11 protein-coding genes are annotated in these 11,603 nt (G+C 39.6%); 6 read left to right on the top strand and 5 right to left on the bottom strand.

The window, feature by feature from the left end; all coding sequences use genetic code 11:
* Positions 1-98 precede the first annotated feature (98 nt).
* Complete coding sequence (locus CDG76_RS03390; protein ID WP_094347643.1) at positions 99-2,228, top strand: serine/threonine-protein kinase; 2,130 nt, start codon at positions 99-101, stop codon at positions 2,226-2,228.
* A 414-nt stretch (positions 2,229-2,642) separates the two neighbouring features.
* On the opposite strand, the gene CDG76_RS03395 is transcribed toward CDG76_RS03390, so the two are convergent.
* Entirely contained in the window at positions 2,643-3,434 is a 792-nt protein-coding gene (locus tag CDG76_RS03395) for an ion transporter (RefSeq protein WP_094347644.1), read from the bottom strand.
* A gap of 88 nt (positions 3,435-3,522) precedes the next feature.
* Here CDG76_RS03395 and CDG76_RS03400 point away from each other — a divergent pair, with 88 nt between their 5' ends.
* Positions 3,523-3,948: a nucleoside deaminase gene (locus tag CDG76_RS03400; RefSeq protein ID WP_094347935.1), complete on the top strand. Its 426-nt coding sequence runs from the start codon at positions 3,523-3,525 to the stop codon at positions 3,946-3,948.
* A 100-nt stretch (positions 3,949-4,048) separates the two neighbouring features.
* Here CDG76_RS03400 and CDG76_RS03405 read toward each other — a convergent pair whose 3' ends face one another.
* On the bottom strand, positions 4,049-4,711 hold the full coding sequence (locus tag CDG76_RS03405; protein ID WP_094347645.1) for a response regulator: 663 nt from the start codon (positions 4,709-4,711) through the stop codon (positions 4,049-4,051).
* Positions 4,711-5,976 carry a sensor histidine kinase gene (locus CDG76_RS03410; protein WP_094347646.1) on the bottom strand — a complete coding sequence of 422 codons (1,266 nt, stop codon included), beginning with the start codon at positions 5,974-5,976 and terminating at the stop codon, positions 4,711-4,713. Before CDG76_RS03410 ends, CDG76_RS03405 begins: the two co-directional genes overlap by 1 nt.
* A gap of 353 nt (positions 5,977-6,329) precedes the next feature.
* Between CDG76_RS03410 and CDG76_RS03415 the strand changes: the two genes are divergently transcribed.
* The 3 genes from CDG76_RS03415 to CDG76_RS03430 all read left to right on the top strand — a co-directional run bounded on the left by CDG76_RS03415 (position 6,330) and on the right by CDG76_RS03430 (position 8,347).
* Positions 6,330-6,848 (top strand): Spy/CpxP family protein refolding chaperone, encoded by a 519-nt coding sequence (locus CDG76_RS03415; protein WP_094347936.1) that lies wholly within the window; start codon positions 6,330-6,332, stop codon positions 6,846-6,848.
* A 641-nt stretch (positions 6,849-7,489) separates the two neighbouring features.
* Complete coding sequence (gene sipA, locus CDG76_RS03425) at positions 7,490-7,732, top strand: regulatory protein SipA (RefSeq protein ID WP_094347647.1); 243 nt, start codon at positions 7,490-7,492, stop codon at positions 7,730-7,732.
* A gap of 57 nt (positions 7,733-7,789) precedes the next feature.
* Positions 7,790-8,347, top strand: a complete 558-nt coding sequence (locus tag CDG76_RS03430; RefSeq protein ID WP_094347648.1) for a peroxiredoxin — start codon at positions 7,790-7,792, stop codon at positions 8,345-8,347.
* Positions 8,348-8,385: 38 nt separating this feature from the next.
* On the opposite strand, the gene modA is transcribed toward CDG76_RS03430, so the two are convergent.
* A complete protein-coding gene (gene modA, locus CDG76_RS03435; RefSeq protein WP_094347649.1) occupies positions 8,386-9,180 on the bottom strand; it encodes a molybdate ABC transporter substrate-binding protein in 795 nt (264 codons plus the stop codon).
* 95 nt (positions 9,181-9,275) lie between these two features.
* Here modA and CDG76_RS03440 point away from each other — a divergent pair, with 95 nt between their 5' ends.
* Positions 9,276-9,719 (top strand): TOBE domain-containing protein, encoded by a 444-nt coding sequence (locus CDG76_RS03440; RefSeq protein WP_094347650.1) that lies wholly within the window; start codon positions 9,276-9,278, stop codon positions 9,717-9,719.
* Between the two features lie 188 nt (positions 9,720-9,907).
* Here CDG76_RS03440 and CDG76_RS03445 read toward each other — a convergent pair whose 3' ends face one another.
* A complete protein-coding gene (locus CDG76_RS03445) occupies positions 9,908-10,876 on the bottom strand; it encodes a TauD/TfdA dioxygenase family protein (RefSeq protein ID WP_094347651.1) in 969 nt (322 codons plus the stop codon).
* Between the last annotated feature and the right edge of the window lie 727 nt (positions 10,877-11,603).

An 11,603-nucleotide genomic window follows, 5' to 3' on the forward strand; every position in this document is an offset into this window, starting at 1 on the left:
CTGCCTCCCTCACTCCCACACTCCCCCACTCCGTCAGTCCTCCTTAACCTGTGGCAAGATTGAAATCAGATCGCATCGCACTTAACTAGGCAAACAAGATGCTAGGAAACACACTTGTAGGAAGATACCAAATTATTAGTAACTTGGGAGGTGGGGGTTTTGGTGAAACTTTTGTGGCTTGTGATACCCAATTACCTGGTTCACCTCTATGTGTTGTTAAGAAACTCAAACCCCAGGCAAGCGATCCGGTAACTTTGGAAACAGCTAGACGTTTATTTGATACGGAAGCACAAGTTCTGTATAAATTAGGAACTCACGATCGCATTCCCCAACTTTTAGCTTACTTTGAAGAAAATGCCGAATTCTATCTTGTACAGGAATTGATCGAAGGTCATAACCTGAGTCAAGAATTAACATCAGGTAAAGTCCTCAGTCAAGAAGAAGTCATTTCACTTTTACAAGAGCTTTTGGCAATCTTAGAATTTGTCCATCAACAGAATGTAATTCATCGTGATGTCAATCCCCACAATATCCTCAGACGCCAACCAGATGGCAAATTAATTTTAATTGATTTTGGTGCAGTTAAACAAATTGCAACTCAAGTTATTACTCCCCAAGGTCAAACTTTAGCAACAGTAGCTATCGGTACGCCTGGATATATTCCTGGCGAACAAGCTCATGGTACGCCAAAATTAAGCAGTGATATCTATGCTGCGGGAATAATTGCTATTCAAGCTCTCACTGGATTATCACCAGAGGAAATAGTAAAAGATGCTGATACTAATGAAATTATCTGGCACGATAAAGCTACAGTAACACCAGAATTTGCTCAATTCTTAGATAAAATGGTGTGCTACGACTTTCGGCAACGCTATCCTTCGGCAACAGTGGCATTACAAGCGCTGAAAGAGTTAAGACAACCACCTGTTCAGACAATAGCGTTAACTCCTCCTTCTCCACCAAAAAATATCAACAAACCTGAACCAAAAAAAGGTATTTTAGGTAAAATTTTACTAACAATATTTTTTATTGCTGTTGGCGGAGTAGCATCAATATTTATTTGGAATTACATTAATTCAAATAATGCCATAGAATTATCTAAACAAGGAAATACATTTTTTGATTTACAACGCTATCAAGACGCGCTAGAAGTATATGAAAAAGCCGTTAATCTTAGACCAGATTATGCTAAAGGCTGGAATGGTCAAGGTAAAACGCTAAATAAATTACGAAAATACAAAGACGCATTAGTGGCGTATGATAAAGCAATTCAAATTCAGCCAGATTATTTAGATGCTTGGATTGGGCGTGGTACTGTATTGGGAAATTTACAGCGATATCAAGAAGCGATCGCCTCTTTTGATAAAGCCTTAGAATTAAAGAATGACAACTCAGAAGTCTGGAATGCTAAAGGTGAAGCTTTCAGTAATTTAAACCAATATGACCAGGCAATTAAATCTTATGAAAAGGCAATTGAACTCAAACCAGATAATTACGAAGCTTGGTATAAAAAAGGATTAGCTTTACAGAATTCTAGGCAATATGAAGAAGCGATCGCAGCTTATCAAAAAGTCGTTGATTTAAAACCAGACTACGAGCAAGCCTGGTATAATTTAGGGAATGCGCTAGTAAATTTAAAACGCTATCAAGATGCATTTACAGCTTATGATAAATCGGTGCAATATCAGCCAAATTATTACCAAGCTTGGTTGTCTAGAGGTAATATATTACTGAATTTACAACGTTATCCAGAAGCAATTGAATCTTTTAATCAAGTAATTAAATACAGTCCCAGAAACTATCAAGCATGGTATAATTTGGGATGGTCGCTGCATCAAAATCAACGCTATGAAGAAGCAATAAAAGCTTATAATAAAGCGGCAACGCTTAAGCAAAATAACTATCAACTCTGGTATAATTTAGGGAATTCACAATACATATTACAGAAATACGAAGATGCGATCGCGTCTTATAATAAGGCAGTTCGTTATAAAGTAGACCATTCCGAAAGCTGGTTTAGTAGAGGCAATGCTCTATTAAATTTGAAACGGTATCAGGATGCGATCGCTTCTTACGATCGAGCAATAAAATACAAGCCTAATTACCAACAAGCAATAGACGGCCGCAATCAAGCCCAAATTCAACTGCAAGGCGAAAAAGCAAAGCCTGTAATCGTACCAACTCTTCCATTTCCTAATTCCACCAATCCACCGCAGACGACACCCTAAGCAACCTATCAAATTGACGGGTTAGGATTAATATCATGTTTATTGAATTGCCAGTGCTACATCTCTCTAAGGATTGTGGATAACGCATATTTAATTGGGAGCATCTCACTTTTGTAAAAACACGCCTGTCCTGGCGAATGGAATTTGCGGCTATACAAACAAAACCCACCTCCGTGGGTTTCAAATTCTTTGAGTCCGCGTAGGCGGACTTCTCTGCGAGACGCTACACAAACGTTCGCGTAGCGGCGATTTCTAATCGCTTGGTATATTTGCAAAGGTGATACCAATTGGAAAAAAGAATGCGACAAATAGACCATTTGTAGAGACGCGATTCATCGCGTCTTTACCCAAGGATGTGTTGCAATCATTAATTGAATTGGTATGAGATCCTCCCTATTTAATTTCAACAAATGTCTAATCAATCCTACGACTAGGTAACTTAGTCCCGCACCTCTGACAAAACCCAGCATTTACATCATGGAAAGCTAAACCACAACCTGAACAAACTATTTCTACCTGATTAGCAGTTTTCACCACTCGCTTAATTAAATCCCCTACTTGCCAAGGAATCAGTGCGATTCCTGTAAAAATCATCAATACTGTTAGCAAGCGTCCTAATTCCGAAATTGGAATAACATCACCAAATCCTACAGTTGTCATTGTGACAACAGAGAAGTAGAATGCATCCAAAAATGTACCGTAATTTTCAGGATTAACCGGATGCTCGACTTGATAAATTAAGCCAGAATAAATAAAAACAATTGCAAATAATGTAAATAATATTCGCGCAAAAATCATCCCATCTTCACTGCTGATACTAGCGAATAAAAACTTTCTATCTATAAATCTAATTAATCGTAAAATCCGAAACCATCGTAATAGGCGGATAAAGCTAATATCCACCATACCTAGAAAAAATGGCAGAATCGCCATTAAGTCAATAATCGAATAAAAGCTAAAAATATACTTAATTTTGTTTTCCGCACTCCACAGGCGGAGTAAATATTCCACAGCGAAGATGATGACGATCGCAGTATCAGCTACATTTAACTGAAACCGCATATAATCAGGAATATTATATGTTTCTGCCACAAAAATTCCTGATGATATTAGCACCAAAGAGGCAAGGGTTAAATTAATCGCTTTACCTATTGGTGTTTCTAGGTCTTCTAAGTAAAACTCTGTTTCTTGTCTGCTCAGTAACATATTCGACCATTAATACATCTTAATTCCCAGTTATAACATTAGAAATACGATATTATTAACCATTATCGTTATGTTAACCTCAGCTTATATGAACCCAGAATCTTTTATGCGTTTAGCATTGGCAGAAGCAAAAGAAGGTGATGCACCCTACGGTGCAGTGATTGTTAAAGATAACGAAGTCGTTGCCGTAGCTCATAATACTGTGAGGAGAGACAACGATCCATCAGCCCATGCAGAAATCAATGTTATTCGTAGTTTAACAGCTAAACTGAAAAACCCCTCTTTAGAAGGTTATAGCATATATACAACTGGCGAACCTTGTCCGATGTGTGCAAGTGCTTGTGTTTGGAGTGGTTTATCAGAGATTGTATATGGTGCTTCAATTCAAGATTTAATTTCAGTCAATCAATCACAAATTAATATATCTTGCGAAGAGGTAATCGCTAAGTCATTTAGGAAAATAAAAGTCACAAAATACGTTTTAAAAAATGAATGCTTGGATCTATTTAAATAATCTGAATTTAGATTCCTGACTTATTTAAAGTCGGGAATCTATGGGTTGCAATTCTCAACACTAAAATAGAACTGCTATAGAGCTTAAAATTACGAATTATTTAACTTGGCTCATTCAAATAGGATAAATATGTATTTGCCCAAATCGCAGCTTGAGTGCGATCGCGCAAATTCAACCTGTTTAAAATATTCGTAACATGATTTTTTACTGTCCCCTCAGAAATGTAGAGTCCGTGAGCAATTTCTCGGTTACTAGCGCCTGTAGCAATTAATCGCAAAACCTCTTTTTCTCTAGGAGTAAGTTCAGCTAAACTAGATGGTAAAGGCAGTGAATGAGTTGGTGCAACATGAGAAAATTGAGTCAACAGCTTTTTAACTATACCTGGGCCTAATTGCGTATATCCTTTATGAACGGCACGAATAGCAACAGCTAATTCTTCTGATGGCGTATCTTTCAATAAATAACCCATTGCCCCATTCTTTAAAGCTGCTGACACATATTCATCATCATCAAAAGTCGTTAATACTAAAATCTTAGTTTTGGCAAAACGTTTTTGAATCTCCTTTGTGGCTGCAACTCCATCCATAATCGGCATTCTGATATCTAGCAATATTACATCTGGCTGAAATTCTGCAACAAAATTAATCGCTTGCTCGCCATTTTCTGCTTCTCCAACTATTTCTAAATCTGGTTCTAGTTCCAATAACGCTCTTAATCCTTGACGAATTAAACTTTGGTCATCTACCAGCAAGACTTTAATCATTATGTTAACCATGTTAAGGGAATATTAACTGTAATTTTGCAACCAGAACCAAGAGCGCTATTAATATTAAAGTTACCCCCAAGTGCTAAAGTGCGATCGCGCATACTATGAAGTCCAAAACCAGTAGTATTTTGCCCTACATCAAAACCTTTACCATTATCCTGAATTATCAATCGCAAATTGCCTTTAGTCGTAGTGAGTTCCAATTTAACCTCTGTGGCATAGGCATATTTAGATATATTAGTTAAAGATTCTTGAGTAATCCGGTAAATAGCAGTATTTATTTCAGGTGGTAGAGAATATTCCAGGTTGATTTGATATATTGGTAATATCCCATTAAAGCGATGAAAATTTTCTGAAAGACTAGCGATCGCATCTTCTAAAGATTGTTCTTGTAAGGGATTAGAACGCATAGTAGAAACAGATTGACGAACATCTTTTAGCGCTTTTGAACCCAATTCCTTTGCAGTTGCGAGAAATGTTTCAGCCTTACCTGGGTTAGATTGCCATAGTTTTAAAGCAGTTTCTAATTGCAGATTTAAAGCAGTCAAAGAGTGTCCTAATGAATCATGAATTTCACGAGCAATGCGGTTACGTTCTTCTAAGGTAGCTTGATTTTCAATTTGCATGGCATATTGACGGAGTTTGTCGTTAGCAAGAGCTAGCTTTTCTCGACTTTGCCGTTCAGACAAAACTGCATTCATCATCAACAACACAAAAACCAAACTTAAGCCAAATACTAGCGACGAATTCAAAATCAAAAATCGATATCGCTCTTGTGCCTGCGGCGATGCTTGAAAATTGAATAACTGATATTTTAGTTGTGTAGTAACTAAAAATAAGGCAAATGACAAAGCTGTAACGAATAAGCGCCCATTCAACTGAAAAATCAGACAACTACGAGTAACTAAAATTATATATAGAAAAGGGAAAAGCCGAGCAAATCTTTCTCCAAAAAGTCCAACTATTAAAATTAATAAAATTTCCATAGCTGTATAGATTATCTTAGTTGTCTGATTTTTTCTGGGTAATTTTAAGCCCATTAACGCAAAAATAATCAGACTATAAATTGATAGCTCTGGCAATATACTACAAACTGACAAGTCTGGAAATGCACCACAAATTGATAGTTCTGGAGGCTTGAGACGAAAACGCCGTAACGGAGGTGGTATAACAGCTGTCAATGCGGTGATCGCCAGTAATGTCCACTCCAGATAAAGCAGAGACGGAAAAGGATGTTTCTTAATTTCAATTGGACGACTCATGAGTCGCATTGCTCCAGTTATAAGTTATAAGTTTTGAATTAGAAGTTAAGAATTACGAAAAATCGAGCAGATATTTCACCGCTTACAATTTTCACTGAGTAAAAAAGCAAAAGTAAATTCAAAGAACAAAACAGTTAGTTAATCAGCTAACTAATGACTTATGAAATCATCATAATCAAAATTTTCATAATTTATAACTTCTAACTTCTAACTTCTAACTTCTAACTCTTAACTATCTATTGTCAATCATGACTAAAGTCATGGGTATAACCATGACTTTCTCCTCATGTAACTGCTGAAGATAAGTTCTTATGATGGTGGCATCCAACCAGGAAAAACCCACCAAACAAGTAATGAAACTCAAAGCATTATCGCTAGTTGCTTCCGCCATCGCCTTAACTTTAACTGCAACCTCCTTTGCTGTTCACGCTCAAACAGCCTCTCCTTCACCTCTGTTACTTGCACAAACTCCACAAAAAGAAAGAGGCCCTTGGAAAGAGTTGGGTCTAACAGATGCCCAAAAAGCCCAAATTCAGACGATTCGCCGCGATAGCCGCGCCAAATTTGAAGCAGTTTTGACCCCAGAACAAAAAGCAAAATTAGAGGCAGCGAAACAAGCACGTCGGGCTGAGTGGCAAGCGCGTAAGGCTCAAGGGCAAACAGGTCAAGGTCAAGGCCAACCCGGCCAACGTCGAGGAAAGGGTGGTTTTGGTGATTTAAATCTAACTGAAGCACAAAAAACCCAAATGCGACAAATCCGCGAGTCTGAAAAACAACAGATTCAAGCAGTCTTAACCCCGGAACAGCGTCAAAAAATGGAGCAATTTCGTCAAAATGCTCCATCACGCCGTCAACAAGGCAATCCTCAATAATCATCTTTCAAAAAATAATAATTCTGGGGTGGGCAATACTCGCCCATCTCAATCCCAAAGATGCTGGGACTGGGACTGTTGCGAGTCATCCATAAAAACTTAAATTCTTGACAACAATTCACCTGGGACAGACTTTGGCAAGCATACCAACGCGGTTGTCACTCTCACTTTGACCCAGATACTTGGCAACCAGAGTTACTTTGGCACTTACCCTTGACTGATGTCCAGGCATTGTTTTCTATAGTTAAAAATTAACAGACTTCTTGCAGAAGATGCGGAAAGGGGAAAAACTTTATCCCCTTTCCCTTTCCCTATTTATCAAGGAAGGCAGGAGGCAGAAGGCAGAAGGCAGGAGGCAGGAGGAAAACTGCCCTCACTCTTGAACTGCCGCGATCGCTACGGTCTTGGGTTTAAGACAAGAACTCCAAATTTTCAATTTGGTGGCTCTTTTTCAGGAGGGGTTTGAATCCCCAACTGAGGTAAAACATAAAAGCCTTCTGCCTTCTGCCTTCTGCCTCCTTCAATCCCCTGCCCCTTATGAGTGCTGACTTCTGAGTTAGTTCTGAGTTCTGAGTACAATTTAGTAGACTTTCAAGATCGTTTTGAGTTATGAGTTAATCAAAACTCCTAGCTTGATTAAGATGTCCAAAGAATTCGCAATTGGTAGTAAAGTCCGTGTTCTGGCGCTACCAGCCTACGTCAAAACTGCTGAACCTATGCCCATGTTGCGCCCTCCCAATGTCATTCACATTGGTGAAGAAGGTATAGTCATTGACCGTAGACCCGGTGGATATTGGGGTATTCGCTTTGCTAGGGGGGCTTTTCTCCTAGATAGTCAATACATCGAAAGCACAGATACCCCTGCCGAATCTCACTTAGAATAAGATTTCTCGTAACCAAGAATTGTAAACTTGTGTAAAGTTGTGATTCTGGTTTACACCATGATTTCCCGCCGCACTTTTTTAAGCATATTATTTGCCAGCTGTATTTCTGTCATCAGCTGGCTGAATTTTACCCCTGCTGCTGATGCTATGGGTGGTAAACTTCCGGCAATTAATCAACCCGCACCAGAGTTTACTTTGCCAACCAACACAGGTGATGGCAAAATTTCCCTCTCTGACTTGCGCGGTAAATGGCTAGTCCTGTACTTTTATCCTAAAGACTTCACGTCTGGTTGTACTATAGAGGCTCGTCGTTTTCAGCAAGACTTACCCCAATACCTTGAAAAAAATACCCAAATTATTGGTGTTAGTGCCGATGATATTGATTCTCACGCCAAATTTTGCGATTCAGAGGGACTAAAATTCCCCCTGTTGGCTGACACTGATGGTTCAGTGAGCAAAGCTTACGGTTCGTGGCTCGGCTTTTTATCTATGCGCCACAGTTTCATCATCGATCCTCAAGGCGTCTTGCGCGAGACTTTTGTCAAAGTTAACCCAACTATTCACAGTTCAGAAGTGCTGGCACGACTAGAAAAATTACAGTCCACAGCTTCTTAAATCTCAATTAACAAGACAAGGGGCTTAAGCCCCTTATTTTAACTCACAATAAACCCATATTTTCTGAGTACAGTTTTGACTTCACTGCCAGATAGAAACTGGACAAATTCTTTGGCAGCAGAAGGATTTTTACTGCTTTTAATTATTGCTACCGGATAGACAATCGGTGAGTGAAATTTATCATCAGCAGCAACTACGACTTTTACCTTATTGGAAATTTTGGCATCAGTGGCATAAACTAAACCCGCTTCGGCGTTACCACTTTCTACTGCTGCTAAAACTTGACGCACATTGTTAGCAAAGACAAATTTTGACTTGAGGCGATCGTAAAGTTTCAATTTCTTCAAGACTTGCTCGCCATATTGACCAGCGGGTACGCTTCTGGGTTCACCGATCGCAATTTTTTTAATCTTACTATCTGTTAAATTGTAGAAGCTATTGATGCCAACAACATCCTGAGCCACAATCAAGACTAGACGGTTATTTGCCAGGTTAGTACGGCTACCCGGTAGCAATAGTCCTTTTTGTTCCAAGGCATCCACTTGCTTTTTGCCAGCAGAAATAAAGATATCCGCTGGCGCACCTTGCTCAATCTGTTGCTGCAAAGCACCAGAGGCCCCAAAATTATAACTAATATTGATATTTGATTTACTTTGTTGGTATAAAGGCTTAATTTCTTCCAGTGCCTCTTTTAAGCTGGCGGCTGCGGACACGAGTATGCTGGTGTTCGACTGTGCTATTACAGGAGAAGGAGTAAACAACGGTAAACCAATTGCTAGGAGCAAGCCAGCGATCGCTATACCCAGGAAGCCAAAAATTTGTCTTCTTTTCATATAAAAGGCGTTTGAAAGGTTTCTTCCATAAAATTGATGCTAGGTAAAATAGTACCAAAAATACCAACATTTAACCAACTAAAGCGGTAAAAAATATGCCTAGAAAAGAACAAGGGTGGGTCACATTCCAAACCTCAGAAGAGGAGCGAAAGATTTTGGAAGAGTTTTGTGGCCAGTCTCAGCGAACTAAGACCGAGATTCTCCGGGAACTGGTACGTGGTCTTAATCAACACTCTTCACCATCAAACTTGCTACCATCCATAAACACAGAAGAGGAAGATATATACACTCAAATGCCTGAGATAGAAATTAGTCTTCAAAAGAAACCACTCAAAGTTAGCTCTCGCAATATTCTCAAGGGTGTTGTTAAGCGAGTTGTTACTGGAGCCGTTAATAGTGAAGTAACGCTGGAGATTGTTCACAAAGTTGAGTTAACTTCAATTATCACCAGAGTATCGGTAGAAGAGTTGGATTTGTCTGAAGGGAAAGAAGCTTATGCTGTTATTAAGTCCAACGATATAGTTATTGCCAGAGAATAGGCTGTGGTGATGTCTCTGAACCATTGCTTGGGATTCACTCAAAAGAAACGATCGAAATGTTCTCATGAATCATTCGGAGTTGCTGTAAAAATTACTTAATGCTACACAAATAAATTTATATTTCGCGAAATACTTCAGTAGGTAAACTGGGCTACGAACAGCGCAGCCTTTGTTTACCACTCTGTAGCTTATGAAAGCGCTGCTACTGCTTCTTGCTTCTCAGTTTTGTTCTTCAATACGGTTGGTAGTTCGCTATTGAACGCCTCACCTTCAACCACTTGCGATCGGAAACCATCGGGCCCAACTGGAACATCGCCCGTAATGGTGGTGCGATAGAGGACGCGCTCGACTTCCAGATGATCCAAGTCTTGAGGGGCCAAATGGGAGGTGGCGCGGTTGTCCCAGAATGCAATGTCACCGTTATTCCAGCGGAAGCGGGTGGTGTAGGCGGGCTTGGTGATCTGGTTGAAGAATAACTCAAGCAGAAGATCGCTCTCTTGTCGTGATACGTCAAGAATGTGCGAGGTGAAGCCAGGGTTTACATATAAGGCGCGTTCACCAGTCTCAGGATGAACCCTTACTACTGGGTGGATTGAAACCAGGGGATTGGCTGCGATGCGCTGGGCAATCTTGCTGTTGCTGGGGAAATTCAAACGCGCATTGAAACGATGTTCGGCTTTTAATGTGTCTGCCAACGCCCGTAGGGGTGCTGATAGACCCTCATAAGCTGCGACTAGATTTGTCCATTGTGTGTCACCACCGAAGCTAGGGACATTAACTGCACGCAAAATTGACGCCGCAGGTGGGTTGACAACTGCTGTGACATCGGTGTGCCAGCGACTTTCGTAGCTGGAACGGCGTAGACCATTGCGCCGCTCGTATCGGCTGCGGTCAATGGGCAGGATTTCTGAAAAGCCTTCAATCGGCTCATCTTCGTGGGGATGTGCGTAGGTAACTTCGCCGAAACGAGCCGTGAATGCAATCTGTGCCGCATGATCGATGTTTTGACCGCGAAAGAACACGACTTTCCACTTCAATAGCGCTTGACGAATTTCTTTGACCGCATCATCGTGCAAAGGACGCGACAAATCTACGCCGCTGATTTCGGCACCGATGAAACCTGCTACTTGTTTGACCTCAATGTGTTTGTTGCTCATGTCAATTCTCCATAGTTTGATTGATTGGGCGGTGTTCGCACTCGTCCGTTTACTTTAGATATGTTGCTTGCGCTTAATGGCTACATAGCAAAGGAAGCGATCGCAATTTAACTATCATACTATAACCCGATAAATTTACCGTAGTATACGCTCACCATATTTTAGACTGCTGGAACAACGGTCGATTTAGTCCAGGCAGGGGCAAGTTAAAATTCGCAACACAGATTAAAAAGCTTCTTAACGGAGGCGACAAGCAAGCTACGGATACCGGATACTGTCGGGCAACCATATTCGTAGGTGAGAGTAGGTGGTACAACTCTTACGCTTCTGTCAAGAAGGAGTCTTTTTGGAACTTACAACGATTCCACAATGGCGTCTCTGTATTCTTTGCTACTCACAGACGTATTTATAATAATATTTTCATCTAAACTTTATAAAATCTTTTTATTTGTAACTCCAGTATTTTATTGATTGATTAATTTATACTGTAGGATGACAAAGAAACAATTATATTTACTATAACTATAAGTATAATTTTGCCCAAAGCTGCAAAATCAATTAATACTTGTTAAAAATAAAATAATATCTTGTATTTATTTTTTAATTTGTAAATTATACAAATAAATCCTAATTTTAGTCCACTTTCCTATTCCAAAATACTAATTTGATTTTATTATTAGCCTGTTGCTAATAATAAATTGTGAGTAGCCTTTTTACCAAGGTTAAT

The organism is Nostoc sp. 'Peltigera membranacea cyanobiont' 210A, assembly GCF_002246015.1.
In the GTDB taxonomy this organism is placed as follows: Bacteria; Cyanobacteriota; Cyanobacteriia; order Cyanobacteriales; family Nostocaceae; genus Nostoc.

What these genes read in the sequence shown, in the direction of transcription:
- CDG76_RS03405 (WP_094347645.1), bottom strand. Translation starts at nt 4,711, where the DNA reads ATGATTAAAGTCTTGCTGGTAGATGACCAAAGTTTAATTCGTCAAGGA.
- sipA (WP_094347647.1), top strand. Translation starts at nt 7,490, where the DNA reads ATGTCCAAAGAATTCGCAATTGGTAGTAAAGTCCGTGTTCTGGCGCTA.
- CDG76_RS03430 (WP_094347648.1), top strand. Translation starts at nt 7,790, where the DNA reads ATGATTTCCCGCCGCACTTTTTTAAGCATATTATTTGCCAGCTGTATT.
- CDG76_RS03415 (WP_094347936.1), top strand. Translation starts at nt 6,330, where the DNA reads ATGAAACTCAAAGCATTATCGCTAGTTGCTTCCGCCATCGCCTTAACT.
- CDG76_RS03445 (WP_094347651.1), bottom strand. Translation starts at nt 10,876, where the DNA reads ATGAGCAACAAACACATTGAGGTCAAACAAGTAGCAGGTTTCATCGGT.
- CDG76_RS03390 (WP_094347643.1), top strand. Translation starts at nt 99, where the DNA reads ATGCTAGGAAACACACTTGTAGGAAGATACCAAATTATTAGTAACTTG.
- CDG76_RS03440 (WP_094347650.1), top strand. Translation starts at nt 9,276, where the DNA reads ATGCCTAGAAAAGAACAAGGGTGGGTCACATTCCAAACCTCAGAAGAG.
- CDG76_RS03395 (WP_094347644.1), bottom strand. Translation starts at nt 3,434, where the DNA reads ATGTTACTGAGCAGACAAGAAACAGAGTTTTACTTAGAAGACCTAGAA.
- modA (WP_094347649.1), bottom strand. Translation starts at nt 9,180, where the DNA reads ATGAAAAGAAGACAAATTTTTGGCTTCCTGGGTATAGCGATCGCTGGC.
- CDG76_RS03410 (WP_094347646.1), bottom strand. Translation starts at nt 5,976, where the DNA reads ATGAGTCGTCCAATTGAAATTAAGAAACATCCTTTTCCGTCTCTGCTT.
- CDG76_RS03400 (WP_094347935.1), top strand. Translation starts at nt 3,523, where the DNA reads ATGAACCCAGAATCTTTTATGCGTTTAGCATTGGCAGAAGCAAAAGAA.